The sequence below is a fragment of the Pseudomonas sp. BB438 genome (assembly GCF_057180225.1).
This window is the reverse complement of sequence record NZ_CM170001.1, coordinates 4,565,936-4,591,325: the sequence shown is the minus strand read 5'-3', so window position 1 is coordinate 4,591,325 and position 25,390 is coordinate 4,565,936. Positions and strand designations below refer to the sequence as shown.

Annotated in this window: 20 protein-coding genes and 3 tRNA genes; 21 read left to right on the top strand and 2 right to left on the bottom strand. The window is 64.7% G+C overall.

Going from position 1 to position 25,390, the window contains the following annotated elements; all coding sequences use genetic code 11:
- Positions 1 to 58 precede the first annotated feature (58 nt).
- The 19 genes from leuD (at position 59) to AC1ZV1_RS20865 (ending at position 19,015) form a co-directional block, all read left to right on the top strand.
- Positions 59 to 703: a 3-isopropylmalate dehydratase small subunit gene (leuD, locus tag AC1ZV1_RS20955; protein WP_484293439.1), complete on the top strand. Its 645-nt coding sequence runs from the start codon at positions 59 to 61 to the stop codon at positions 701 to 703.
- Between the two features lie 46 nt (positions 704 to 749).
- Positions 750 to 1,514, top strand: coding sequence for a class I SAM-dependent methyltransferase (locus tag AC1ZV1_RS20950; protein WP_484293438.1), 765 nt, complete (start codon positions 750 to 752; stop codon positions 1,512 to 1,514).
- A 104-nt stretch (positions 1,515 to 1,618) separates the two neighbouring features.
- On the top strand, positions 1,619 to 2,701 hold the full coding sequence (leuB, locus tag AC1ZV1_RS20945) for a 3-isopropylmalate dehydrogenase (RefSeq protein ID WP_484293437.1): 1,083 nt from the start codon (positions 1,619 to 1,621) through the stop codon (positions 2,699 to 2,701).
- An 80-nt stretch (positions 2,702 to 2,781) separates the two neighbouring features.
- Positions 2,782 to 3,894 carry an aspartate-semialdehyde dehydrogenase gene (gene asd, locus AC1ZV1_RS20940; protein WP_484293436.1) on the top strand — a complete coding sequence of 371 codons (1,113 nt, stop codon included), beginning with the start codon at positions 2,782 to 2,784 and terminating at the stop codon, positions 3,892 to 3,894.
- A 309-nt stretch (positions 3,895 to 4,203) separates the two neighbouring features.
- On the top strand, positions 4,204 to 5,358 hold the full coding sequence (locus AC1ZV1_RS20935) for a type IV pilus assembly protein FimV (RefSeq protein WP_484293435.1): 1,155 nt from the start codon (positions 4,204 to 4,206) through the stop codon (positions 5,356 to 5,358).
- A gap of 95 nt (positions 5,359 to 5,453) precedes the next feature.
- Positions 5,454 to 6,464: an aspartate-semialdehyde dehydrogenase gene (locus AC1ZV1_RS20930; RefSeq protein ID WP_484293434.1), complete on the top strand. Its 1,011-nt coding sequence runs from the start codon at positions 5,454 to 5,456 to the stop codon at positions 6,462 to 6,464.
- Between the two features lie 168 nt (positions 6,465 to 6,632).
- On the top strand, positions 6,633 to 9,482 hold the full coding sequence (locus tag AC1ZV1_RS20925; protein WP_484293433.1) for a motility hub landmark protein FimV: 2,850 nt from the start codon (positions 6,633 to 6,635) through the stop codon (positions 9,480 to 9,482).
- A 19-nt stretch (positions 9,483 to 9,501) separates the two neighbouring features.
- Positions 9,502 to 10,359 (top strand): tRNA pseudouridine(38-40) synthase TruA, encoded by an 858-nt coding sequence (gene truA, locus AC1ZV1_RS20920; RefSeq protein WP_484293432.1) that lies wholly within the window; start codon positions 9,502 to 9,504, stop codon positions 10,357 to 10,359.
- A 57-nt stretch (positions 10,360 to 10,416) separates the two neighbouring features.
- A complete protein-coding gene (locus AC1ZV1_RS20915; RefSeq protein WP_484293431.1) occupies positions 10,417 to 11,040 on the top strand; it encodes a phosphoribosylanthranilate isomerase in 624 nt (207 codons plus the stop codon).
- 257 nt (positions 11,041 to 11,297) lie between these two features.
- The gene (gene accD / locus AC1ZV1_RS20910) at positions 11,298 to 12,173 is read left to right on the top strand and encodes an acetyl-CoA carboxylase, carboxyltransferase subunit beta (protein ID WP_484293430.1); all 876 of its coding nucleotides are present in this window, start codon (positions 11,298 to 11,300) and stop codon (positions 12,171 to 12,173) included.
- Positions 12,170 to 13,450, top strand: a complete 1,281-nt coding sequence (gene folC, locus AC1ZV1_RS20905; protein WP_484293429.1) for a bifunctional tetrahydrofolate synthase/dihydrofolate synthase — start codon at positions 12,170 to 12,172, stop codon at positions 13,448 to 13,450. The genes accD and folC overlap by 4 nt, the downstream gene beginning before the upstream one ends.
- Before the next feature lie 22 nt (positions 13,451 to 13,472).
- On the top strand, positions 13,473 to 14,135 hold the full coding sequence (locus tag AC1ZV1_RS20900) for an SPOR domain-containing protein (protein ID WP_484293428.1): 663 nt from the start codon (positions 13,473 to 13,475) through the stop codon (positions 14,133 to 14,135).
- A 104-nt stretch (positions 14,136 to 14,239) separates the two neighbouring features.
- A complete protein-coding gene (locus tag AC1ZV1_RS20895) occupies positions 14,240 to 14,782 on the top strand; it encodes a CvpA family protein (RefSeq protein WP_138525869.1) in 543 nt (180 codons plus the stop codon).
- Positions 14,783 to 14,888: 106 nt separating this feature from the next.
- Positions 14,889 to 16,394, top strand: a complete 1,506-nt coding sequence (gene purF, locus AC1ZV1_RS20890; RefSeq protein ID WP_484293427.1) for an amidophosphoribosyltransferase — start codon at positions 14,889 to 14,891, stop codon at positions 16,392 to 16,394.
- Positions 16,395 to 16,405: 11 nt separating this feature from the next.
- Complete coding sequence (locus AC1ZV1_RS20885) at positions 16,406 to 17,617, top strand: O-succinylhomoserine sulfhydrylase (RefSeq protein ID WP_484293426.1); 1,212 nt, start codon at positions 16,406 to 16,408, stop codon at positions 17,615 to 17,617.
- A gap of 2 nt (positions 17,618 to 17,619) precedes the next feature.
- Complete coding sequence (locus tag AC1ZV1_RS20880; RefSeq protein ID WP_484293425.1) at positions 17,620 to 18,381, top strand: SDR family oxidoreductase; 762 nt, start codon at positions 17,620 to 17,622, stop codon at positions 18,379 to 18,381.
- Positions 18,382 to 18,673: 292 nt separating this feature from the next.
- Positions 18,674 to 18,749 (top strand) — tRNA-Val (locus tag AC1ZV1_RS20875).
- 16 nt (positions 18,750 to 18,765) lie between these two features.
- Positions 18,766 to 18,842, top strand: a tRNA-Asp gene (locus tag AC1ZV1_RS20870).
- A gap of 96 nt (positions 18,843 to 18,938) precedes the next feature.
- A tRNA-Asp gene (locus AC1ZV1_RS20865) sits at positions 18,939 to 19,015 on the top strand.
- 250 nt (positions 19,016 to 19,265) lie between these two features.
- Here AC1ZV1_RS20865 and AC1ZV1_RS20860 read toward each other — a convergent pair.
- Both AC1ZV1_RS20860 and AC1ZV1_RS20855 read right to left on the bottom strand, forming a co-directional pair.
- Positions 19,266 to 20,303 carry an AraC family transcriptional regulator gene (locus AC1ZV1_RS20860; protein ID WP_484293424.1) on the bottom strand — a complete coding sequence of 346 codons (1,038 nt, stop codon included), beginning with the start codon at positions 20,301 to 20,303 and terminating at the stop codon, positions 19,266 to 19,268.
- Entirely contained in the window at positions 20,300 to 21,418 is a 1,119-nt protein-coding gene (locus AC1ZV1_RS20855) for a nitrilase-related carbon-nitrogen hydrolase (RefSeq protein WP_484293423.1), read from the bottom strand. Before AC1ZV1_RS20855 ends, AC1ZV1_RS20860 begins: the two co-directional genes overlap by 4 nt.
- A gap of 216 nt (positions 21,419 to 21,634) precedes the next feature.
- Between AC1ZV1_RS20855 and AC1ZV1_RS20850 the strand changes: the two genes are divergently transcribed.
- Positions 21,635 to 23,668: an oxidoreductase gene (locus AC1ZV1_RS20850; RefSeq protein WP_484293422.1), complete on the top strand. Its 2,034-nt coding sequence runs from the start codon at positions 21,635 to 21,637 to the stop codon at positions 23,666 to 23,668.
- A 256-nt stretch (positions 23,669 to 23,924) separates the two neighbouring features.
- Positions 23,925 to 25,385, top strand: a complete 1,461-nt coding sequence (locus AC1ZV1_RS20845; protein WP_484293421.1) for a chromosome partitioning protein ParA — start codon at positions 23,925 to 23,927, stop codon at positions 25,383 to 25,385.
- The last annotated feature ends 5 nt before the right edge of the window (positions 25,386 to 25,390 follow it).

Genomic DNA, 25,390 nt, shown 5'->3' with positions numbered 1-25,390 from the left:
CCGGAGTGCCAGATCCCGAGCGCAGTAGCAGATCTCGCAAGCTCTGAGGAGAACGAATATGAAAGCCTTTACCCAGCACACCGGTCTCGTCGCGCCGCTCGACCGCGCCAACGTCGACACCGACCAGATCATCCCCAAGCAATTCCTCAAGTCGATCAAGCGCACCGGCTTCGGCCCGAACCTGTTCGACGAGTGGCGCTACCTCGATGTGGGCCAGCCGAACCAGGACAACTCCAAGCGTCCGCTGAACAAGGACTTCGTCCTCAACTTCCCGCGTTACCAGGGCGCCAGCGTGCTGCTGGCGCGCGAGAACTTCGGTTGCGGCTCCTCCCGCGAGCACGCGCCGTGGGCGCTGGACGAGTACGGTTTCCGCACCGTGATCGCCCCGAGCTTCGCCGACATCTTCTTCAACAACAGCTTCAAGAACGGCCTGCTGCCGATCATCCTGAAGGATGAGGAAGTGGACGAGCTGTTCGCCCAGTGCGAGGCCACCGAGGGTTATCAGTTGACCGTCGACCTCGCCGCGCAGACCGTGACCCGTCCGGACGGCAAGCAGTACAGCTTCGACGTGGATGCGTTCCGCAAGCACTGCCTGCTCAACGGCCTGGACGACATCGGCCTGACCCTGCAGGACGCCGAGGCCATCCGCGGTTTCGAGACCGGCTACAAGCAGAACCAGCCCTGGTTGTTCCGCGACGCCTGACCGGCGTCGCGGCTTTTGCAAGAGCCAATCCCGTGAGGAATGCACCATGACCGAGAGTCGTCACGAGCAGGTGGTCCAGCGTCAGTTCGGCGCCCAGGCCAGCGCTTACCTGACCAGCGCCGTCCACGCCCAGGGCGAGGAATTCGCGCTGCTGCGCGAGTCCGTGGCGGCTGACGCCGGCTCGCGCGTGCTCGACCTTGGCTGTGGTGCTGGGCATGTGAGCTTCCAGATCGCGGAATTTTGCGATGAAGTGATCGCCTACGACCTCTCTCAGCAGATGCTCGACGTGGTGGCCGCGGCCGCCGCCGACCGTGGTCTGGGCAATATCTCCACGCGCTGCGGTGCCGCCGAGCAGTTGCCTTTCGACGACGGCGAGTTCGATTTCGTCTTCAGCCGCTATTCCGCGCACCACTGGCGGGACGTCGGACAGGCGCTGCGGGAAGTGCGCCGGGTGCTCAAGCCTGGTGGCGTGGCCTGCTTCATCGATGTCGCCGCGCCGGGCTTGCCTCTGCTGGACACCTATCTGCAGACTGTCGAGGTCCTGCGCGACACCAGCCATGTGCGTGACTACTCCCCGTCGGAGTGGGCGCGTCTGGTCGGCGAAGCGGGTCTTGCGGTGACTGCGCAGAAGCGCCAGCGCCTGCGCCTGGAGTTCACCTCCTGGGTCGAGCGCATGCGCACGCCCGAGGTCATGCGCCAGGCCATTCGTGCCCTGCAGCTTTCGATGGGCGACGAGGTGCGCGAGTATTTCGAGATCGACGCCGAGGGTTCTTTCAGCACCGACGTGCTGGTGCTCTGGGCGGAGCGCTGATTTCAAGGTTCTGACCGCCCCGGATGGTGCGAGCCATCCGGGGCGTTACGTTATTTGCCAAGCGGCTTTATTGGCCGAGCGGCTTTCAAACAGTGAGCAGAAAGATGAGCAAACAGATTCTGGTTCTCCCCGGCGACGGTATCGGTCCGGAAATCATGGCCGAAGCGGTCAAGGTCCTGGAGCTGGCCAACGACAAGTTCGCCCTGGGATTCGAGCTGACCGAAGACGTGATCGGTGGCGCCGCCATCGACAAGCATGGCGTGCCGCTGGCCGACGAGACCCTGGCGCGCGCGCGCAACGCCGACGCCGTCCTGCTGGGCGCCGTGGGCGGCCCGAAATGGGACAAGATCGAGCGTGACATCCGCCCCGAGCGCGGCCTGCTGAAGATCCGCTCGCAGCTGGGGCTGTTCGGTAACCTGCGTCCGGCCATCCTCTACCCGCAACTGGCCGATGCTTCCAGTCTGAAGCCCGAAGTGGTCGCCGGCCTGGATATCCTCATCGTCCGCGAGCTGACCGGCGGCATCTATTTCGGCCAACCGCGCGAGCAGCGCGTACTGGAGAACGGCGAGCGCCAGGCGTACGACACCCTCCCGTACAGCGAAAGCGAAATCCGCCGCATCGCCCGTGTCGGCTTCGACATGGCCCGCGTGCGCAACAAGAAGCTGTGCTCGGTGGACAAGGCCAACGTCCTGGCTTCCAGCCAGCTGTGGCGTGAAGTGGTCGAGGAAGTCGCCAAGGACTACCCGGACATCGAGCTGTCGCACATGTACGTCGACAACGCCGCCATGCAGCTGGTGCGCGCGCCCAAGCAGTTCGACGTGATGGTCACCGACAACATGTTCGGCGACATCCTGTCGGATGAGGCTTCCATGCTCACCGGCTCCATCGGCATGCTGCCTTCTGCCTCGCTGGATTCGAACAACAAGGGCATGTACGAGCCTTGCCACGGTTCCGCGCCGGATATCGCCGGCAAAGGCATCGCCAACCCGCTGGCGACCATCCTCTCGGTTTCGATGATGCTGCGCTACACCTTCAGCGAAGGCGCCGCCGCCGACGCCATCGAGAAGGCCGTGAGCCTGGTGCTCGACCAGGGCCTGCGTACCGGTGACATCTGGTCCGACGGCTGCACCAAGGTCGGTACCCGCGAAATGGGCGATGCGGTAGTCGCGGCTCTGCGGAATCTGTAATCTCTCCGGTTCGCTCGCTCCCGGCCTTCCCTGCGAAGGTGGGAGCGACGGCCCTCTAAATATTTGAAGGTGTAGTAGCGATGAAGCGTGTAGGTCTGATCGGTTGGCGTGGCATGGTGGGTTCGGTGCTCATGCAGCGGATGCTGGAAGAGCGGGACTTCGACCTGATCGAGCCGGTGTTCTTCACCACCTCCAATGTGGGTGGCGAAGGTCCGTCCATTGGCAAGGACATTGCCCCCCTGAAGGACGCCTACAGCATCGAGGAACTGAAGACCCTCGACGTCATCCTGACCTGCCAGGGCGGCGACTACACCAGCGAAGTCTTCCCCAAGTTGCGCGAAGCCGGCTGGCAGGGCTACTGGATCGACGCCGCCTCCAGCCTGCGCATGCAGGATGACGCGGTCATCGTCCTCGATCCGGTGAACCGCAAGGTCATCGACAATTCGCTGGACGCCGGCACCAAGAACTACATCGGCGGCAACTGCACCGTCAGCCTCATGCTGATGGCCCTGGGTGGCCTGTTCGAAGCCGGCCTGGTCGAGTGGATGAGCGCCATGACCTATCAGGCGGCCTCGGGCGCCGGTGCGCAGAGCATGCGCGAGCTGATCAAGCAGATGGGTGCGATCAATGCTTCCGTTGCCGATGACCTGGCCAACCCGTCCAGCGCCATCCTCGACATCGACCGCAAGGTCGCCGAAGCCATCCGCAGCGACGCCATGCCCACCGAGAACTTCGGTGCGCCGCTGGCCGGCAGCCTGATCCCGTGGATCGACAAGGAACTGCCCAACGGCCAGAGCCGCGAAGAGTGGAAGGGCCAGGCCGAGACCAACAAGATCCTCGGTCGCTTCAAGAACCCGATCCCGGTGGACGGCATCTGTGTGCGCATCGGTGCCATGCGCTGCCACAGCCAGGCGCTGACCATCAAGCTGAACAAGGATATCCCGATGGCGGATATCGAGGGTCTGATCAGCCAGCACAACCCCTGGGTCAAGCTGATCCCGAACCAGCGCGAAATCAGCATGCGCGAACTGACTCCGGCGGCCGTCACCGGCACCCTGAGCGTTCCGGTCGGCCGTCTGCGCAAGCTCAACATGGGCTCGCAGTACATCGGTGCCTTCACCGTCGGCGACCAACTGCTGTGGGGTGCTGCCGAGCCGCTGCGCCGCATGCTGCGCATCCTGCTCGAGCGTTGATGCGCGCCTGAGTGTTTCCCGCTCCCTGGAGCACACAACGCCGGCCCTGCGCCGGCGTTGTGCTTTGTGCGGGACGAGAAGTTCCCTGTGTCTAGGTGAACCGCCGCACAAAAACGCCAGTCTGTTCGGCTGGCGACTCTTTGGCGCCAGTTTCTGTGACGCAGCCGGAAAAGCCACCGGGAACCAGTCGCTATCCTCGCAGCCCGTCCATGGGGACAGGTTTCGGCGCGCCTTTTCGCGCCGGCCGACGGCAAGCAAGCAGCGGGGGAGAGGATGGCTCGGTTACACAGATTGTGGTTGGCGACGGCAGTGGCCGCGGCTTTCATGCCGGGCATGGCGGGCGCCCTGGAACTGGGCGATATTTCCTCGCGGGCAGCGCTGGGGCAGAACCTCTCGGCCAATATCGACCTGCGGGGCGTGGCGGACCTCAGCTCCGAGGAAGTCGTGGTCAACCTCGCGTCGGCAGAGGACTTCGAACGCCTGGGCGTGGACCGTAACGTCGTCACCAGCGGGTTGAAATTCACCCCCGATATCGGCAAGAACGGCCGTGGTGTCATTCACGTCAGCTCGTCCAAGCCGATTCGCGAGCCCTACGTGAACTTCGTTCTCCAGGTCGTCTGGCCGCAGGGGCGCCTGGTGCGCGAGTTCACCCTGCTGCTCGATCCGCCGAGCTACGTGGTCAGCCCGGTAACGCCGCCGGCGATCGCTCCGGTAGCTGCCGTTCGTGCGCCGCAAGCACAGCCTCTGGCGCCCTCGGCAGTGAACGCCGCGGCTGCGGATAGCTATCGGATCCAGCGCAACGATGCGCTCTGGGACATCGCCTCGCGCAATCGGCCGTCCAGCGGCGTGTCGGTCATGCAGACCATGACCGCGATCCAGCGGATGAACCCGGATGCGTTCGTCGATGGCAACATCAATCGCATCAAGGTCGGTCAAGTACTGCGCCTGCCCAGCGAGCAGCAGGTTCGCGAGCAGGGCCATGCCCAGGCCGTAGCCCATGTCGAAACCCAGAATTCGCAGTGGAAGGCCAAGCGCAATCCGCAGTTGGCTCAGCAGGGGCGCCAGCTGGATGCCACCCACAAGGCAGAGGCGGGAAGTGCGCCCGCCAAGGCCGAACAGCAGGACAGCCTGCGTCTGGTGTCTGGTCAGCCGGGCAAGGACAAGGGGAAGGTCGAGGCCGAGCAACTGGCCGTCGCCCAGGAGGGGCTGGACAGCGCCCGGCGCGAAGGCGATGAGCTGCGTAGCCGGATTGCCGACCTGGAAAGCCAGACCCAGAAGCTGAACAAGCTGATCGAGCTGAAGGATTCCCAGATCGCCGGGCTGATCGCGCGTCTGGCCGAGCAGGACCGTGCGAAAACCCAGGGGACTCCGCAAGCGGGCAATCCCCAGGCAGCGGCAGGCGAGGTTGTCCAGGCGTCCGCCCCGTTGACCGCCCAGGCTGCAGGTGGCGAGTCGCGCCCCTGAGCTGCGGCGATAGGCGGCGGGGCCCTCGATTGCTTCGCCGCCGGTGGGGGCAGTAAAGTGCTCGGCTACTTTCCCCACCGATTTGAGACACTTCGATGCCTGAAACACTCGACATCGCCGTAGTAGGCGCCACAGGACTCGTTGGCGAGGCTTTGGTCGAACTGCTGGAAGAGCGCGACTTCCCTGTCGCCAACCTGTACCTGCTGGCCAGCGGTGAATCCGCCGGCAAGTCGGTGGCCTTCCGTGGGCGCAATATCCGGGTCGGCACGCTCGATGATTTCGACTTTTCCAAAGTGCGCCTGGCGTTTCTCTCCGTGAGTGCCGAGGCCTCCACCGACTGTGCGGGCCGTGCTGTCCAGGCCGGCTGCAGTGTGATCGATCTCAGTGGCGCGTCGCTGGATAATGCAGACGCATTGCTGGCCCAGGCCGGCGTGAATGGCGATGCACTGGAAACCCTGCAACTTCCCGCTCGGATTGCCGCTCCGGTAGCGCCCGCAGCCGAAGTGGCGGAAGTCCTGGCGGCTCTGCGTCCGGTGCTGGAGCTCCGCCAGGTCAATGTGAGCGCCTGCCTGTCCGCGTCCGCGCTGGGGCGCGAAGGGGTGCAGGAACTGGCGCGGCAGACCGCCGAACTGCTCAATGCCCGTCCGCTGGAGCCACGTCTGGTGGACCGCCAGTACGCCTTCAACATGCTGGCGCAGCTGGGTGGTGTCGATGAGCAGGGTTATTCCGCGGTGGAACGTCGCATCGCGGCTGAGCTCGCGCTGCTGTTCCCTGAGCTGAAGGAGGGGCTGAGCGTGACCTGCAGCCTGGCGCCAGTGTTCTTCGGCGATACCCTGATGCTGTCCATCAAGACTGCGGCGCCGGTTTCCCTGGCTGCCGTCCGCACCGCGCTGGATGCGGCTGACGGGCTCGAACTGGTGGAAGATGATTACCCGACTGTCATTGGCGATGCACAGGGGCAGGATAGTGTTTACGTCGGTCGCCTTCGTGCCGGTCTGACAGATTCGTGCGAACTGAATTTGTGGATTGCGTCAGATAATGTGAGAAAAGGCGCAGCCCTAAATGCTGTGAACTTGGGCGAATTGTTGATAAAACACTATCTGTAAAAGATACTTACCGAATATTTGAAGAAGTATTCTAGCTTGGCAATACTGGCCGGGAACGTCGCTGACAGGGGAAAGCACCACCGTGAAAACGGACGGTGTAGTGGGCAGCGGCGCCCGATAGACGTTGTTCTAATCCAGAAAAAAGCTATTAAAACAAGGGATTACTATATGGTCCGGCTTCGCAAACTGGTGCAGGCAATCGCAGCTGCTTCGGCACTGACCTCGGGCATGGCGCATGCGCTGGGGTTGGGAGATATCCACCTGCGTTCGGCACTGAACCAGCCGCTGGACGCCGAGATCGAACTGGTCGAAGTTCGCGATCTGTCCGCGGCCGAGGTGATCCCGAAGCTCGCGTCGCCGGAGGACTTCAACAAGGCCGGCGTCGACCGTCAGTACTTCCTGACCGGCTTGAAGTTCACGCCCATCGTCAAGCCCAACGGCAAGAGCGTCATTCGCGTAACCTCCGACCGCCCGGTGCAGGAACCCTACCTGAACTTCCTCGTGGAAGTGCTCTGGCCCAACGGTCGGCTGCTGCGCGAGTACACCGTGCTGCTGGATCCGCCGCTGTACTCCCCGCAGACCGCCGCCGCCGTACCGCGCGCGCCGATGGCGACTCCTGCTCCGGTGGCGCGTCCGTCCGCCCCCGCTGCACCGCGTGCGACGCCCGCACCCAGTGCCCAGCCGGCGCCGTCGCGTCGCCTGGAAGGCAACGAGTACCGCACCGGCAAGAATGACACCCTCTGGGAAATCGCCGCGCGTGCGCGCCCGGATGGCAGCGTTTCCGTCCAGCAGACCATGCTGGCGATCCAGGACCTCAACCCGGATGCCTTCCTCGGCGGCAACATCAACCGCCTGAAGAGTGGCCAGGTGCTGCGCCTGCCCGATACAGAGCAGATCAAGGCTCGCACCCAGCCAGCAGCCGTGACCGAGGTCAACCAACAGTACACCGCGTGGCGTGAAGGCCGCAGCCTGCCCGCTGGCGGCGCTCGTCAGCTGGATGCCACGCCGCGCGCCAACGCCGGCAATGCTCCGGCGCAGGCCGATACGAAGGACAGCCTGCGCCTGCTCTCCGGCGAGAACGGCAAGGCCAAAGGGGGCGACAAGGGCAGCAAGGACGGCCAGGCCGTCGCTGACAAGCTGGCTGTCACCAAGGAAAGCCTCGACACCACTCGCCGCGAGAATGACGAGCTGACCAGCCGCATGACCGACCTGCAGAGCCAGATGGACAAGCTGCAGAAGCTCATCGCCCTGAAGGATGCGCAACTGGCGAAGCTGCAGAGCGAGCTGGGCAACGACAAGGCCGCCGCGGCAGTTCCGGCTCCTGTGCCGGAGGCCGATTCGGCTGCCCAGCCGGCCACGTCGCCGGCTCCGGCTGTGGCGGAACAACCGTCCGCACCGGCTCCCGGTGGCGAGGCGGGCACCCCGCCGGCTCCTGCCGCCGAGGCGCAGCCGCAACCCGTGCCGGCACCTGCACCTGCTCCGACACCTGCACCCGAGGCGCAGAAGCCCGCGCCGGCTGCTGCTCCGGTCGCTGCACCGACCGAGCAGGCCGAGACCAGCATCGTCGACGAGATTCTCGCCAACCCGATCTGGCTGGGCGCCATCGCCGGCAGCGCGTTACTGGCCCTGCTGGTCCTGCTGATGATCATCTCCCGCCGTCGCGCCGCCCGGGAGCAGGAGAGTCTCGCAGCCTACGAAGGCGATGACGAGCCGCACCTGGACGACGATCTGACCCTCGCTGGTAGCGAACTCGACACCCTCGACGTGCCTCAGGCCGCCGAAGTCGCTGCTCCAGCACAGGCTGCCCCCGAGCGCGTTGCCGCGCAGACCAGCGATGCGCTGGGCGAGGCGGACATCTACATCGCCTACGGTCGTTTCAATCAGGCCGCCGAACTGCTGCAGGGCGCCATCTATGACGAGCCGCAGCGCACTGACCTGCGCCTGAAGCTGATGGAGGTCTATGCCGAGATCGGTGATCGTGAAGGTTTCGCCCGCCAGGAAAACGAGCTGCGCGAAATCGGTGGTGCCGAACCGCAGGTCGAGCAGCTGAAATCCCGCTACCCGGGCATGGTCACTCTGGCCGCCGTGGGCGCTGGGCTGGCCGCTGGCGCCGCCGCGTCCGATGAACTCGACGGATTCAGTCTTGACGACTTCGCCATCGATACGCCGGCCACCGCCGCAGAGCCCGCTGCGCAGCCCCAGGCTGGCCTGGACGATGCCTTCGACCTGGCCCTGGATGATCTCGAGCTGGGCGAAGAGAAGCCTGCCTCTCCGGCCGTCCAGCAGGATGACGAGCTGTCCTTCGGCAGCTTCGACCTGGATGACGACCTGGGGCTGAGTACTGCACCGGCCGAAGCGCCCGGCAGCAAGCTCGAGGACGATTTCGCCTTCGATCTCGACCTGCCGGAAGAGTCGGTTTCCAAGGCCGATTCTCCATCGCTGGTCGACGACCTGAGCGATTTCTCCCTGGGCCTGGACAAGGACCTGGAAAAAGACGGCTCCGCCACCCTGGCCTCGGCGGAAGACGACTTCCTCCTGGGCCTGGATGACGACACTGCTTCGCTGTCCGGCGTGAGCCCCGAGGAGTTCACCCTGGATATCGAGAGCAAGGCGCCGCAGGCCGATGACCTGCCGGACGACTTCGACCTGTCCCTGGCGGATGAGGAGCCGGCACCGGCCAAGGCCGATGACAGCTTCGCCGCGCAACTGGACGAGGTGAGTGCCGAGCTGGATCGTCTCTCCGCGCAGAACGACGCGCCCCAAGCCCCAGTCGTACCGCTGGCGGAAGACAGCTTCGCCGCCGGTGGTCTGGATCTGCCGGGCGAGGGTGCCGACGATGAAGACGATTTCGACTTCCTGTCCGGCGCTGACGAAGCAGCGACCAAGCTTGACCTGGCGCGTGCCTACATCGACATGGGCGACACCGAAGGCGCCCGCGACATCCTCGATGAAGTCATCACCGAGGGTAACGACAACCAGCAGCAGGAAGCTCGCGAACTGCTCGGGCGTATCGCCTGAGCCGGAAGGCTCCAGATAGATGATTGAAGCAGTACCCTCAGCGGCGGCCGAATCGGCCGCCGTTGGCGTTTCCAGGATTGCCCTGGGCGTCGAATTCAAAGGTTCGCGTTATCGCGGGTGGCAGCGCCAGGAAAATGGTGTGCCGACCGTGCAGGGCGCGCTGGAAAAGGCTCTGTCGCGGGTGGCCGATCATCCGGTTTCCCTGATGTGCGCAGGCCGTACCGATGCGCTCGTCCATGCGAGTGGACAGGTGGTGCATTTCGACACCACGGCCGAGCGCTCCCTCATTGCCTGGGTCATGGGCACCAATGCCAACCTGCCCAGCGATATCAGCGTGACCTGGGCCAAGGTGATGCCGGCGCATTTTCATGCCCGCTTCACCGCCATGGCGCGACGCTATCGCTACGTGATCTACAACGATCAGATACGCCCGGCGCATATGGCCGAAGAGGTCACCTGGAACCATCGTCCGCTGGATGTCTCGCGCATGCGCGAAGCGGCGAAGGCGCTGGTCGGTACCCACGACTTCACCTCGTTCCGCGCGGTGCAGTGTCAGGCCAAGTCGGCGATCAAGACCGTGCATCACCTGGAGGTGATCCAGCACGGGCGCTTCATCGTGCTGGATGTCCGCGCCAACGCCTTCCTGCATCATATGGTGCGTAATTTTGCCGGCATGCTGATGACCATTGGCGCTGGCGAGCGCCCGGTGGAGTGGGCTGCCGAGGCACTGGCTGCGCGCGACCGGCGCGCCAGCGGCATCACCGCGCATCCGTACGGACTGTACCTGGTTAGCGTGGAATACCCGGAAGAGTTCGTGTTGCCCGAGCGCTATCTGGGGCCACATTTCCTTTCAAGTTTGCCGGATGTCGTTGGCTGACGATGCCCGGGTCATTTGCTACCATCGATCGATCACTTGCCTGAAGGTTGCCGCATCTTGTCCGCCGTTCGCATCAAAATCTGCGGTATTACCCGAGTCGAGGATGCCCTGGCAGCCGCCGAGGCGGGCGCCGACGCGATCGGCCTGGTGTTCTACGCCAAGAGCCCGCGCGCGGTGAGCATCCAGCAGGCGCGGGCAATCGTCGCTGCGCTGCCGCCCTTCGTCAGCACCGTCGGCTTATTCGTGGACGCCACTCGCTGCGAGCTGGGCGAAATCCTCGATGCGGTGCCGCTGGATGTCCTGCAGTTCCATGGTGATGAAACCCCGGAGGCCTGCTCCGGCTGGCACAAGCGCTATCTGAAGGCGCTGCGCGTGAAGCCGGGCGATGACGTGGCGGCGCAGATCGCACGATATCCCCAGGCCAGCGGTTTCCTGCTCGATACCTATGTGGAAGGCGTTCCTGGTGGAACCGGGCAGGCGTTCGACTGGTCGTTGGTTCCTCGGGATGTGCGGCGTCCGCTGATCCTGGCCGGTGGGCTGACCGTTGCCAACGTGGCCGACGCGATTGCCCAGGTACGGCCTTACGCCGTGGATGTGAGCGGCGGGGTGGAAGCGAGCAAGGGCATCAAGGATGCGCAGAAGATCCGTGATTTCATCGCGCAGTGTCGTTCGGTGGCGTGACGCGGAATCTTCATGTGACGACGAGCGGCCAGCCGCCGTCCACTACCCAATCGCTGCCCGCGGGTAGCGCTGGAAGTTGTCGGTACTGGCTTTCTTGCCCGCCGGTGACCCGCATTGAGTGCTGTATCCGTGGCGACGCCCCAGGCGGCGCCTTTGTTTGCGAGGGGTTCCGGCCTTGAGGTCGGAACCGCGACGATGAATTTGCTCAGGGACACGCGTATGGCAGTACGCCGTGCCCCTGCACTGGAGACGAGAGCATGAGCAACTGGCTGGTAGACAAGCTGATCCCTTCCATCATGCGTTCCGAGGCGAAGAAGAGCTCGGTTCCCGAAGGCCTGTGGCACAAGTGCCCGTCCTGCGAGGCGGTGCTGTACCGCCCGGAGCTGGAAAAGACCCTCGACGTCTGCCCCAAGTGCGATCACCACATGCGTATCGGCGCGCGCGCGCGCATCGATATCTTCCTCGATGAGGAAGGCCGCGAGGAGCTGGGCGCCGAGCTCGAACCGGTGGATCGCCTGAAGTTCCGCGACAGCAAGAAGTACAAGGACCGCCTGACTGCCGCGCAGAAGGACACGGGTGAAAAGGACGCGCTCATCTCCATGAGCGGCAAGCTGATGGGGCTGCCGGTCGTGGTCAGTGCGTTCGAGTTCTCCTTCATGGGCGGTTCCATGGGCTCCATCGTCGGCGAGCGCTTCGTGCGCGCCGCCAACTACGCCCTGGAAAACCGTTGCCCGATGATCTGTTTCTCCGCTTCGGGCGGGGCTCGGATGCAGGAGGCGCTGATCTCCCTGATGCAGATGGCCAAGACCTCCGCCGCGCTGGCCCGCCTGCGCGAAGAGGGCATCCCGTTCATCTCCGTGCTGACCGACCCGGTCTACGGTGGTGTATCTGCGAGCCTGGCAATGCTTGGCGACGTGATCGTCGGTGAGCCGCGTGCCCTGATCGGCTTCGCCGGCCCGCGCGTGATCGAGCAGACCGTTCGCGAGAAGCTGCCCGAAGGCTTCCAGCGCAGCGAGTTCCTGCTGGAGCACGGCGCCATCGACCTGATCATCCACCGTTCGGAAATGCGTCAGCGGCTCGCCAGCCTGCTGGCCAAGTTCACTCACACGCCAAGTACCGCACTCGCAGGATGACCCAACGTACCCTTGCCGACTGGCTCAGCTATCTCGAACAACTCCACCCCACGGCCATCGACATGGGGCTGGATCGCTCCCGTGAAGTGGCTGGCCGGCTTGGTCTGGGGCGCCCCGCGCCCCGCGTGGTGACCGTCACCGGTACCAATGGCAAGGGTTCCACCTGCGCCTTCCTCGCCGCTCTGCTCGGCGAGCAGGGCCAGCGTGTCGGCGTCTATAGCTCGCCGCACCTGCTGCGCTACAACGAGCGCGTGCTCATCGATGGTGTCGAAGCCAGCGATGAGGCACTCTGCGAAGCCTTCGCCGCCGTCGAGGCGGCCCGAGGCGATATCTCCCTGACCTACTTCGAAATGGGCACCCTCGCAGCCTTCTGGCTGTTCGAGCGCGCCAATCTCGATGCCGTGGTGCTGGAGGTCGGTCTGGGCGGCCGCCTGGATGCGGTCAATCTGATCGACTCCGATGTCGCCGCGGTCACCAGTATCGGCATCGACCACGCCGACTGGCTGGGTGATACCCGTGAGAGCGTGGCCTTCGAGAAGGCCGGAATCTTCCGCGCCGGCAAGCCTGCCGTCTGCGGTGATCTGGAGCCGCCGGCACCCATCATGGAGCAGGCACGCAAGCTCGGCTCGCCGCTGATCCTGCGCGGTCGTGACTTCGACCTGGCGATGGGGGAGAGCGACTGGCACTGGCGCGGCCGTTCCGCCACGGGTGAGGCGCTGAGCCTGCACAACCTGCCGCTGCTCGAGCTGCCGATGGAGAACGCGGCGCTGGCCTTGCAGGTCTATGCCCTGCTGGATCTGCCATGGCAGTCGGAGCAACTGGTTGCTGCGCTGCTGCGCACCCGAGTGACCGGGCGCCTGGACCGCCGCACCGTACAATGGCATGGCGAAGAGCGCCACTTGCTGCTCGACGTCGGGCATAATCCGCATGCTGCGCACTACCTTGCCAGCCGCCTGCGTGCCGCGCCGCCGAAGGGTGTGCGCCATGCAGTGTTCGGCCTGCTGGCGGACAAGGATCTCGACGGCGTACTGGAACCCGTGCTCGGCTTGGTGCAGGATTGGGCCGTCGCGCCGCTGCCCACAGGTCGCAGTCGCCCCGCCGCAGAGCTGGAAGCGGCGCTGCAGGTTCGCGGGGCGAGCGTCAGTTGCCACGGTGATATCGCCGCGGCGCTGGTGGCGCAGTGCGACGCAGCGGGCACCGATGACGAGATCCTGGTGTTTGGTTCGTTCTACAGCGTGGCGGATGCCCTGGAGTGGCTCGCCAAGGCTGCTCAATAAGTAGACCTAAGGGGAGTTGTGCATGGCGTTGCTCGATAAGGGGCTCAAGCAGCGGGTAGTCGGAGCGCTGGTGCTGCTGGCGCTGGCGGTGATCTTCCTGCCCATGCTGTTCTCCCGCGAGGATGATGTACGCCAGGTGGTGGTCGAGGCGCCGGTGATGCCCAAGCCGCCGGCTATGCCCACTGTCGAAGTGCAGCCAACCGAGGTCCCCGAACCGCAGGCCGAGGACGCGGACAATGCCGTGCCGATAGCCGAGGCAGCTCCAGCGCAGGTGCCTTCCGCCCCAATCGGCAGTCTCCCGGCCCAGCAGGCTCCACCCACTCAGCCCAAGGCTCCGGCCCCGCAGTCGGTTGCTCCCAAGCCGGCGCAGCCGCCTGCTCAGGTTCAGGCCGCCGCGCCTGCGGTCCCCGTGCAGCAACCGGCTCAGCGCCTGGACAGCAATAACCTGCCCGTGAGCTGGTCGGTGCAGTTGGCCAGCCTGTCCAACCGTGCTCGCGCCGATGAGCTGCAGAAGTCCCTGCGCAGCCAGGGCTACAACGCCTACGTGCGCAGCTTCGACGGCATGAACCGCGTGTTCGTCGGCCCGGTGGTCGAGCGCGCCGAGGCGGACCGCCTGCGTGACCAGCTCGGCAAGCAGCAGAAGCTCAATGGTTTCGTCGTGCGCTTCCAGCCTGAGCGCGGCTGATCCCGATCGTTAGCTTCTTTCAATCAGCCCCATGTCAAACTGGGGCTCTTCTAAATCGAAGGCCTCTGCTAAAATGCGGGGCCTTTCCGTTTCTGGGCCGCAACGTGGCATTTACCTGGGTCGATTGGACGATGATCGGCATCATCGTCATTTCCAGCCTGATCAGCTTGAGCCGTGGTTTCGTCAAGGAAGCCCTGTCGCTGGTCACCTGGATCGTAGCCGGTGCGGTCGCCTGGATGTTCGGCGGCGCTCTGGCCGAGCATCTCGCACCCTATATTCAGCTGCCCTCGGGGCGCGTTATTGCCGCCTGCGCGCTTCTTTTCGTCGTCACGCTATTGCTGGGCGCACTCGTCAATTTCCTTATCAGCGAGCTGGTGCGGGTGACCGGCATGTCCGGCACCGACCGCGTGCTCGGCATGGTGTTCGGTGGCGCCCGTGGCGTGCTGCTGGTGGTTTTACTGGTCGGTCTGCTGAGCCTTGCGCCGGTGCAGCAGGACCCGTGGTGGCAGCAATCGGTGCTGATGCCGCATTTCCTGATGGTCGCCGACTGGTCGAAGAACTTCATCCTGACGTTTGCCGGGCAGTGGATGTCCGGCGTTACCATCACTCCGCCATCCGGAGTGGGGTCTTTGCTGCCGGCCCAGTGACGGGCAGGCGAAGGCGACGGGCAGCCGTCGCCGCTACGGCAGGTCCGGTGGATACTGCCGAATACGGAATTGTTTTAGCCTGAACACCAACTAGGGGTTGCGTCGCATGTGTGGCATCGTCGGTATCGTGGGCAAGTCGAACGTCAATCAGGCGCTGTATGACGCCCTCACCGTTCTCCAGCATCGTGGCCAGGACGCTGCGGGTATCGTCACCTGTCAGGACGACCGTCTGTACCTGCGCAAGGACAACGGCCTGGTCCGTGATGTCTTCCAGCAGCGCCACATGCAGCGCCTGGTTGGCAAGATCGGCATCGGTCATGTCCGCTACCCGACTGCGGGCAGCTCCAGCTCGGCCGAAGCGCAGCCGTTCTACGTCAACTCGCCCTATGGCATCACCCTGGCGCACAACGGCAACCTGACCAACGTCGAGCAACTGGCCAAGGAAATCTACGAATCCGACCTGCGTCATGTGAACACCAACTCCGACTCGGAGGTGCTGCTCAACGTATTCGCCCATGAGCTGGCAGTGCGCAACAAGCTGCAGCCCACCGAGGAAGATGTGTTCGCCGCGGTGGCGGGCGTGCATGCCCGCTGCGTCGGCGGTTACGCCGTAGTGGCGATGATCACCGGCTACGGTATCGTCGGATTCCGCGATCCCCATGCGATCCGCCCGATCGTTTTCGGCCAGCGTCACACCGAGAACGGCGTGGAATACATGATCGCCTCGGAAAGCGTGGCCCTGGACGTCCTCGGCTTTACCCTGATCCGCGATCTGGCGCCGGGCGAAGCGGTGTACATCACCGAAGAAGGCAAACTGTTCACCCGCCAGTGCGCGGCCAACCCGCAGTACTCGCCGTGCATCTTCGAGCACGTCTACCTGGCCCGCCCGGACTCCATCATCGACGGTATCTCGGTCTACAAGGCGCGCCTGCGCATGGGCGAGAAGCTGGCCGACAAGATCCTCCGCGAGCGTCCCGATCACGACATCGACGTGGTCATACCGATCCCGGACACCAGCCGCACCGCCGCGCTGGAGCTGGCCAACCGTTTGGGCGTGAAGTTCCGCGAAGGCTTCGTAAAGAACCGCTACATCGGCCGTACCTTCATCATGCCCGGCCAGGCCGCGCGCAAGAAATCGGTGCGCCAGAAGCTCAATGCCATCGAGCTGGAATTCCGCGGCAAGAACGTGATGCTGGTGGACGACTCCATCGTCCGCGGCACCACCTGCAAGCAGATCATCCAGATGGCCCGTGAGGCCGGCGCGAAGAACGTCTACTTCTGCTCCGCCGCTCCCGCGGTGCGCTACCCCAACGTCTACGGCATCGACATGCCGAGCGCCCACGAGCTGATCGCGCACAACCGCAGCACCGAGGAAGTCGGCGAGCTGATCGGCGCCGACTGGCTGATCTACCAGGACCTGCAGGACCTGATCGAATCCACCGAGGGCGGCAAGATCAAGATCGACCACTTCGACTGCGCTGTGTTCAACGGTGAGTACGTCACCGGCGACGTCGACGAAGCCTATCTGAACAAGATCGACCAGGCGCGCAACGACGCCACCAAGACCAAGGGTGCCGCGGTCAGCGCCATCATCGATCTCTATAACGACTAAGGAGAGCAGGCATGGCTCAGGATTGGGAAGCCGGCCGGCTGGACAGCGACCTGGAGGGTGTCGGCTTCGACACCCTCGCAGTTCGCGCCGGGCAACGCCGCACCCCGGAGGCTGAACACGGCGAAGGCCTGTTCACCACCTCCAGCTATGTGTTTCGCAGCGCCGCCGATGCAGCCGCGCGTTTTGCCGGTGAAGTACCGGGCAACGTCTACTCGCGCTACACCAACCCCACGGTGCGTACCTTCGAGGAACGCATCGCCGCGTTGGAAGGCGCGGAGCAGGCGGTGGCCACGTCGACCGGCATGTCGGCCATCCTCTCGCTGGTGATGAGCCTGTGCAGCGCCGGCGACCACGTGCTGGTGTCGCGCAGCGTGTTCGGCTCGACCATCAGCCTGTTCGAGAAGTACTTCAAGCGCTTCGGCATCGAAGTGGACTACCCGCCGCTGAGCGACCTGAAAGCCTGGGAAGCGGCCTGCAAGCCGAACACCAAGCTGTTCTTCGTCGAATCGCCATCCAACCCGCTGGCTGAGCTGGTGGACATCGCCGCGCTGGCCGAGATTGCCCATGCCAAGGGCGCATTGCTGGCGGTGGACAACTGCTTCTGCACCCCGGCGCTGCAGCAGCCGCTGAAGCTGGGCGCGGACGTGGTCATCCACTCGGCGACCAAGTACATCGATGGCCAGGGCCGCACCATGGGCGGCGTGGTCGCTGGTCGCCGTGCCCAGATGGAGCCCGTCGTCGGGTTCCTGCGCACTGCTGGTCCGACACTCAGCCCATTCAACGCCTGGGTCTTCATCAAGGGGCTGGAAACCCTGCGCGTGCGCATGCAGGCCCACAGTGCCTCGGCCCAGCTGGTCGCCGAATGGCTGGAGCAGCAGCCAGGCGTGGAGCGCGTGTACTACGCAGGCCTGGCCAGTCATCCGCAGCACGAACTGGCCAAGCGTCAGCAGAAGGGCTTCGGTGCGGTGGTGAGCTTTGAGGTGAAGGGTGACAAGGCCGCAGCCTGGCGCTGCATCGACGCCACCCGGATGATCTCCATCACGACCAACCTGGGTGACACCAAGACCACGATCGCTCACCCGGCCACCACGTCCCATGGCCGTCTGTCGCCGCTGGAGCGTGAGAGCGCGGGCATCCGTGACAATCTGATCCGCGTCGCCGTGGGCCTCGAAGATGTCGATGACATCAAGGCTGACCTGGCACGAGGCCTGGCGGCACTGTGAGCATGATGGACGCCCTGGGCAATGGCCGGGTGGTGCTGGTCACTGGCGCCGCGCACGGTATCGGCCTGGGTATCGCTGCCTGGCTGGTTGCCGAGGGCTGGCAGGTGGTGCTCGCGGATATCGACCGCGAGCGCGGCCCGAAAGTGGCTGCGGCGTTGGGCGAGCGTGCCAGTTTCATTGCGCTGGATGTGGCGAGCGAAGGGCAGGTCGCGGCGGCTGTGGCCGAGTTGATCGGCCAGTTCGGTCGCCTGGATGCGCTGGTGAGCAACGCTGCGATCGCCCGACCACACAATACGGCGCTCGAAGGTCTCGGCCTGAACGAGTGGAACCGTACCCTGGCAGTGAACCTCACCGGTCCGATGCTGCTGGCCAAGCACTGTGCGCCGTACCTGCGCGCGCACAGCGGCGCCATCGTCAACATCGCTTCCACGCGGGCGCACCAGTCCGAGCCGAATTCCGAAGCCTATGCGGCGAGCAAGGGTGGGCTGCTGTCGCTCACCCACGCTCTGGCCGGCAGCCTGGGGCCGGACATTCGCGTCAATGCGATTTCCCCCGGCTGGATCGACGCCCGCGACTTGCGCGAGCGCGAAGCGGAGCCTTTGACTGAGCTGGACCATGACCAGCACCTGGTCGGTCGCGTCGGTACGGTAGAGGACATTGCCTCGGCAGTTGCCTGGCTGATCGGCGACAGCGCCGGCTTCGTCACCGGCCAGGAACTGGTGATCGACGGCGGCATGACACGCAAGATGATCTACCTCGACTGAGTGTCGGGTGCAGAAGAGGAGGGCGGCCCGAGGGTCGCCCTTTTCTTTTTCGGCCGGTTCTGGCGTTGGCAGCTTGAATATCGGCGCCCAGCTGCAGGAGCGGGCTGCCGGCGATCACGCGCAGGATGCGCCCTGGCAGGTTGGCGCCATGTCTTCCTGAGGGGCGTTTGTTCTCGGGGCCGTGTTCGATAACGGTGCGCCGAAACTTTTTCGGTAGAAAATGAAAAAAAGTTCAATCAGGGCATTGACTTAGGTTCTGTCGGCTGTAGAATGCGCCCCACTTCGAGACGAAGGGTGATTAGCTCAGCTGGGAGAGCATCTGCCTTACAAGCAGAGGGTCGGCGGTTCGATCCCGTCATCACCCACCACTCTCGCAAGTTACGCGCAGCGGTAGTTCAGTCGGTTAGAATACCGGCCTGTCACGCCGGGGGTCGCGGGTTCGAGTCCCGTCCGCTGCGCCATTTCCCCCTCCTTGGTTCCTACCCCGAACCGGTCTGTCGAGTGATTCACTCCAGGCGCCAGGAGGTTGCTGTACCGGACGAAAGTCCAACCGACACGCAGCGGTAGTTCAGTCGGTTAGAATACCGGCCTGTCACGCCGGGGGTCGCGGGTTCGAGTCCCGTCCGCTGCGCCATATTCGAAAGCCCTCAGGTAGCAATACCTGAGGGCTTTTTCGTTTCCGTCCGAAAAATCCTGCAGCCTTCTGTAAGACGCTGTCACAGGTCGTTCACCTTCGGCGTCTAGCTTTTTCACCGTGGTCTTTGCTAAAACCCGATCGAACGGTCAGGAGAAAGCCAATGGATGACTATCAGGAAGAACTGCTGGAACTGCATGCCGTGGAGCAGGATCTGCCGGAGCCGGCGGACGACGCCACGGAGATGTGATCAGGCGCCTTGGCGCTGTGCGCGGCGGAACTCGCCCGGTGTCTGACCGCTCCAGCGCTTGAAGGCCCGCTGGAAGGCTTCCGCGGAGGCAAAGCCGAGCAGGTAGGCGATCTCGCCAAAGGCCAGGTCGGTGTCGCGGATGTAGATCATCGCCAGGTCGCGGCGGGTGTCGTTGAGGATGCTGCGGAACTGCGTGCCTTCTTCGGCCAGCTTTCGGCGCAGCGTCCAGGTTGGCAGCTTCAGCCTCGCGGCGACTTCTTCGAGGTCCGGTTCACGACCATTAAGCATCGGGCCCAGCAATTGGGCCACACGCTCGCGCAGGCTGCGCGTGCGGGTGAGTTGCTCCAGTTCCTTCTCGCAGATATCCAGCAATTGCCGCCAGGTGCTCGGACAGTGGTCCGGATTGCTGCGCGCCAGCGTCGCCTGGTCCAGGCGCAGCTGGTTGTGCTCGGCGCCGAACTCCACCGCGCAGCCGAGCCTTTCCTCGAAGCGTGGTGCCCAGGTCGGCGCCGGATATTCGATCTCAATCTTCTCCGGGCGCAGCGGCTGCGCGCCGATGCTGCCAAGCATGCTCACCCAGCCGGCCAGCACCGAGTCCACCACGAAACGGTTGTAGGCGTTGTACGGGCTGATGGAGTAGAAGCGCAGCCAGGCGCCGCTGGCATCCTCGATGAAGCTGCTCTGGCCGCGGTAGTTCTGTGCATACAGCGGCTCGAAACGGATCAGTGCGCGGGCAGCGGCACGCAGGTTCGGCGCCTGCGCGGCGGTGACGCCGGCCAGGCCGCTCTGGCTCGGTCGGCTCAGTTGGCCCATGCGCAGGCCAAGGGCGGGATCGCCGCTCTGCTGGATGGCGGCGTGGCCCAGACGCATGTAGCGCGGGATCGACAGGCGCGCGCCGGGTTCGCCCAGGCGCGCCGCGTCCAGCCCGTATTGTTGAAGCAGGGGCTGCGGGGCGACACCGCTTTCCGCCAGCGCGTCGGCGAGGCTGTGGACGAAACCCACCGACAGATCGCCGAGACGCATGGTCGGACGGTTCATAGCCAGAGGTTGATCAGGCGCGCACCGGGGCCGTCGGGCGCCAGGGTGTGGCTGTCGCCGCTGACCACCAGGCTGCGGCCGTCGCTGCCCAGGTCCCAGAGGTGGCCGCGCAGGAACACGGTGATGCCGGCGTGGGCGCCACTTTCACCGAGGCGGCCAGCCAGTGCCAGGAGCTCCCACGCTTCGCCTTCGGTGAGGTCGCCCGGCTTGAGCGTTACGTCGCCGGGAGTCGGCGCGCCGTTGTAGCCCTTCCACGGTTTGCTCCAGTTGCCATTGCCGGTGAGGAAGGCCGGAACGACGACCAGGTCCGGTTTCTGCGGGGCCAGCGCGGAGTAGCTCGCCGGGTACCAGCTGTCCGCGCAGATCAGCACGCCCAGGCGTCCGGCCGGAGTCTGCAGGACCTGCAGGTCATCCGGGTCGCCGCCACGGGTGATGCCCTTCTCGTCGTCGATCGGGAACAGCTTGCGTTGCGGCTTGCCCAGCGGCAGACCGTCGCTGCCGAAGACCTGGGTGACGTTGTAGAGGCGACCATTGCCGGTTCGGATCTGGCCTTCGACGATGCGCGGGTTGGGCAGCACGATGGAGCCGGCGACCAGGGTCACGCCGAACTCCTTGGCCAGCCCCCCGAATAGTGTCTGGTAGTCGTGGGCCATGTCCACCGCCTTCATGCGGAACAGGGCGTCGGCCATGCGGTCCTCGCCTTTGGCGCCGAGCCAGCCGCGCGCGACTTTCAGCGGGTTGCTGGCGATCATCCATTCCATGGCTTCGTCGAGGTGCTCGGTCTGGTAGACCTCCGGTTTCTCGCCGGCGGCCACCAGCCAGGTACCGATGTGCTCGGGGAACACCACCACGGTACGCGGGTTGATCAGACCCTCGTCGCGGGCCTTGGCCAGGTAGGCTCGGAACTTCAGGTGCAGGCGTTCGACGCTCTGGTAGTCCTGAGTGAACAGCTCCGGCTGCACGCCCAGCAGGTTGCCGCGTTCGGACGGCTGCCCCTGGTTGAGCGCGACTTGGCTGCGCAGGTCGGACAGGTAGTGGCCCACCGGGCGGCGCTCCGCCCAGCCGGCATAACCGGCGAAGAGGATGACCAGGACGAGGAAGATCAGCTTGCGCATAAAGGACGGGTACTCATGGGATGCACCACAGGGTAGGGGTTGCGCCGGGCATTGCCAAGAAGGGGTGTCATCTTTGGTCAGTAACTTGTCATTTTCGATCATTGAGCGGCGAGGGCGCGCTCCTTAGAGTCTGCCCCATACCGACCGCGCCCCATGCCTCGCCGTTCCACGACTGCGGGCTGAGGGCGCGGCATCATCGTGAATGCCGGAGGAAACATGACCGCCACTTACCCGCACCTGCTCGCGCCGCTGGACCTGGGTTTCACCACCCTGCGCAACCGCACCCTGATGGGCTCCATGCACACCGGCCTGGAAGAGAAGCCCCAGGGCTTCGAGCGCATGGCGGCCTACTTCGCCGAGCGCGCCCGCGGTGGCGTCGGTCTGATGGTCACCGGCGGGATCGGCCCGAACGAGGAGGGCGGTGTGTATTCCGGTGCGGCCAAGCTGAGCACCCCGGAAGAAGCCGAGAAGCACAAGATCGTCACCCAGGCGGTGCACGAGGCGGGCGGCAAGATCTGCATGCAGATCCTCCACGCCGGCCGTTATGCCTACAGCCCCAAGTCCGTCGCGCCCAGCGCCATCCAGGCGCCGATCAACCCGTTCAAGCCGCGCGAGCTGGATGAAGAAGGCATCGAGAAGCAGATCGCCGACTTCGTCAATTGCTCGAGCCTGGCACAGGTGGCTGGCTACGACGGCGTCGAGATCATGGGGTCGGAAGGCTACTTCATCAACCAGTTCCTGGTCGCCCACACCAACCACCGCACCGACCGCTGGGGCGGCAGCTACGAGAACCGCATGCGCCTGCCGGTGGAAATCGTCCGCCGTGTGCGCGAGGCCGTTGGCCCTGACTTCATCATCATCTATCGCCTGTCGATGCTCGATCTGGTGGAAGGTGGCAGCACCTGGGACGAGATCGTCCTGCTGGCCAAGGCCATCGAAAAGGCTGGCGCGACCATCATCAACACCGGTATCGGCTGGCACGAAGCGCGTATCCCGACCATCGCCACCAAGGTGCCTCGCGCGGCCTTCACCAAGGTCACCGCCAAGCTGCGCGGTGAGATTGGTATCCCGCTGATCACCACCAACCGCATCAATACCCCGGAAATCGCCGAGCAGGTACTGGCCGAAGGCGACGCCGACATGGTGTCCATGGCCCGTCCATTCCTCGCCGACCCGGACTTCGTCAACAAGGCCGCCGATGGCCGCGCCGACGAAATCAACACCTGCATCGGTTGTAACCAGGCCTGCCTGGACCACACCTTCGGCGGCAAGCTGACCAGTTGCCTGGTGAACCCGCGCGCCTGCCACGAGACCGAGCTGAACTACATCCCCACTACCCACGTGAAGAAGATCGCCGTGGTTGGTGCCGGCCCCGCCGGCCTGTCGGCCGCTACCGTGGCTGCCGAGCGTGGCCACGAGGTGACCCTGTTCGACGCTGCTGGCGAGATCGGTGGCCAGTTCAACGTCGCCAAGCGAGTACCGGGCAAGGAGGAGTTCTACGAGACCCTGCGTTATTTCAAGCGCAAGGTGGAAACCACCGGCGTGAACCTGCAGTTGAACACCCGCGTCAGCGTTGACGACCTGGTCAAGGGCGGCTTCGACGAGATCATCCTCGCCACCGGTATCGTGCCGCGCACGCCGGCCATTCCGGGTATCGAGAATGCCAAGGTGATCAGCTACCTGGACGCTATCCTCGAGCGCAAACCGGTCGGCAACAGTGTCGCGGTGATCGGCGCCGGCGGCATCGGTTTCGACGTCTCCGAGTACATCACCCATGCCGGCGAATCCACCAGCCTGGATCGCCATGCCTTCTGGCAGGAGTGGGGCATCGACGAGAACCTGGAGGCCCGTGGCGGCATCGCCGGCATCCAGGCTCACCCGCACGCCGCGGCGCGCCAGGTGTTTCTGCTGCAGCGCAAGAAGTCCAAGGTCGGTGACGGCCTGGGCAAGACCACCGGCTGGATCCACCGCACCGGCCTGAAGAACAAGCAGGTGCAGATGCTCAACAGCGTCGAGTACCTCAAGGTCGACAACGACGGTCTGCACATCAGCATCGCCGGCGGCGAGCCGCAGTTGCTGCCGGTAGATACCGTGGTGATCTGCGCCGGCCAGGACCCGCTGCGCGAGCTGCATGACGGCCTGGTCGCTGCCGGTCAGAGCGTCCACCTGATCGGCGGCGCTGACGTGGCGGCGGAACTGGACGCCAAGCGCGCCATCAACCAGGGCTCGCGCCTCGCTGCCGAGATCTGATTCACAAAAACGGGCCCGGAAAAGTTCCCTTCCGGGCCCGGAAATCGCTTCGGAAATCTAACCGCGTCACAGAATTATCCAGCCAGTTAACCGCCCGGCCTGACCGCCGGGGCGGGTGCCAACCCAGTCACATTGCCTGCGACATTAATTCCCCTAGACTTGCTCGGATGTCGGGATTTTCCCGCTGTCTGGGTGCTGCATTTCTGACAGACCCTTTTCTCCAGACTTCCTCCCGCACCAGCCCAGAGGTCAATCGATGAGCATGCAGAAGAAGCCTCAAATGGTGGAAGCCGTGGTCTTCTTCAATGACCGTGGCGTCTGCAAGGAAATGCTCTACCCCGAATTCGAGGCGCTGCTCGACAACGTCGTGCAGATGCCGGAGTACGCCGATCAGCAGATGCAGCTGGCCTATGTGCTGATCAACCCGCGCCTGATGGTCAAGGCGGTCGTGTTCTTCTACCTGGACTTCGACGAGAAGGGCGAAGCTGATCGTGGCTGGAACCTGCCGCTGCGCAACCTGGCTGATCGCGCCGGTCGCGGCCCGGACATGGGCGCCGGGCCGATCCGCCTGGCCTGCCGCAGCCAGTGCCCGGTGTCCTGGCACCAGATGCACCTGTGGGATCCGGTCCTGGATGCCAGCCAGAACCATCTGGTGCAACTGCGCGAAGCGGTGAAGCGCAACAATCTCGGTGTGCTGGTGGAAGAAGAGCCGGCCGCAGTCGAGCTCGCTCGCTTGCAGATGGCCGACGAGCACCAGTGGTACGCACCTGCCGAAGAGTCCCGCGAAGAAGCCGAAAAACTGGCCCGAGCGATGCTCGAGGAGCATCAGCTGAAGACCGCCGAGCTGCTCGGCCAGCATGAGGCTCGTCTGTCGCAGATCAGTCAGCAGCACGAACAGGAACTCAGCCGCCTGAAGCTCGGCGCGCAGGAGCAGATCAAGGTGTTGCAGGCCGAACTTGCTGCCCTGCGCGAGGGCCTGAAGCGTGAGGAAGAGATCAATACCGGCCTGCGACGTGAACTGGACGGCCAGGCCAACGGCTTCCAGCGCGGGCGCGAGGAGCTGACCGCGCAACTGCGGCATATCGAACAGAGCGGCCGCGACGAGCTGGAGCAACTGCGCCAGCAGATCGAGGACGAATCCCGTGCCCGCATGGCCAGCCTGGAAGCGCGCTACAAGGAGCAGATTTCCGTCCGCGACGTCGAGCTGGGCTACCGCAACGAGCTGGACCAGCAGTTGCAGCAGGAGAACCAGCAACTGCGCACGGAAGCTGAACAGTTGCGCGAGGAAACCGTCCAGCTGCGCCAGGTCGCCGCACAACTGCAGAAGGGCGCCGAGGGCCTTCGCCTGGAGCTGGATTCACTCTCCGCCAGGACGGCCGATGGCGCGGTGCTGGAGCGCCTGGCGGGCATGGGGGTGATCTTCGTGGTGTACCATCCCGGCGCCGGTCATCTGACCCTGTCGCTGCAGGATGTCGCCCGTTACCAGGAAAACCCCATGGCCTACGCCGCGGCCAAGTGCTTCGTCGCCGAAGACCAGTACCGCAGCTGGCTCGCCCACTACCAGCAACCCGCCTGCGAAGGACGCCTGTCCAATGGCGAGCGCTGCGCCATGCCCATCGATCGCGTGGAAACCCCCGGCCGCTTCGTCGACGGCGACAGCAACTGTTGCTCCCGACACAAGACCACTGGCCGCCTGCGCAGCGTCACCAGCGGCTGACCGGG

Bases quoted from the DNA above. Each gene is read 5' to 3' on its own strand.
- leuD (WP_484293439.1), top strand. From the start codon at position 59: ATGAAAGCCTTTACCCAGCACACCGGTCTCGTCGCGCCGCTCGACCGC.
- AC1ZV1_RS20845 (WP_484293421.1), top strand. From the start codon at position 23,925: ATGAGCATGCAGAAGAAGCCTCAAATGGTGGAAGCCGTGGTCTTCTTC.
- AC1ZV1_RS20950 (WP_484293438.1), top strand. From the start codon at position 750: ATGACCGAGAGTCGTCACGAGCAGGTGGTCCAGCGTCAGTTCGGCGCC.
- AC1ZV1_RS20855 (WP_484293423.1), bottom strand. From the start codon at position 21,418: ATGCGCAAGCTGATCTTCCTCGTCCTGGTCATCCTCTTCGCCGGTTAT.
- AC1ZV1_RS20850 (WP_484293422.1), top strand. From the start codon at position 21,635: ATGACCGCCACTTACCCGCACCTGCTCGCGCCGCTGGACCTGGGTTTC.
- AC1ZV1_RS20925 (WP_484293433.1), top strand. From the start codon at position 6,633: ATGGTCCGGCTTCGCAAACTGGTGCAGGCAATCGCAGCTGCTTCGGCA.
- truA (WP_484293432.1), top strand. From the start codon at position 9,502: ATGATTGAAGCAGTACCCTCAGCGGCGGCCGAATCGGCCGCCGTTGGC.
- AC1ZV1_RS20860 (WP_484293424.1), bottom strand. From the start codon at position 20,303: ATGAACCGTCCGACCATGCGTCTCGGCGATCTGTCGGTGGGTTTCGTC.
- leuB (WP_484293437.1), top strand. From the start codon at position 1,619: ATGAGCAAACAGATTCTGGTTCTCCCCGGCGACGGTATCGGTCCGGAA.
- AC1ZV1_RS20900 (WP_484293428.1), top strand. From the start codon at position 13,473: ATGGCGTTGCTCGATAAGGGGCTCAAGCAGCGGGTAGTCGGAGCGCTG.
- AC1ZV1_RS20885 (WP_484293426.1), top strand. From the start codon at position 16,406: ATGGCTCAGGATTGGGAAGCCGGCCGGCTGGACAGCGACCTGGAGGGT.
- accD (WP_484293430.1), top strand. From the start codon at position 11,298: ATGAGCAACTGGCTGGTAGACAAGCTGATCCCTTCCATCATGCGTTCC.
- folC (WP_484293429.1), top strand. From the start codon at position 12,170: ATGACCCAACGTACCCTTGCCGACTGGCTCAGCTATCTCGAACAACTC.
- asd (WP_484293436.1), top strand. From the start codon at position 2,782: ATGAAGCGTGTAGGTCTGATCGGTTGGCGTGGCATGGTGGGTTCGGTG.
- AC1ZV1_RS20930 (WP_484293434.1), top strand. From the start codon at position 5,454: ATGCCTGAAACACTCGACATCGCCGTAGTAGGCGCCACAGGACTCGTT.
- purF (WP_484293427.1), top strand. From the start codon at position 14,889: ATGTGTGGCATCGTCGGTATCGTGGGCAAGTCGAACGTCAATCAGGCG.
- AC1ZV1_RS20880 (WP_484293425.1), top strand. From the start codon at position 17,620: ATGATGGACGCCCTGGGCAATGGCCGGGTGGTGCTGGTCACTGGCGCC.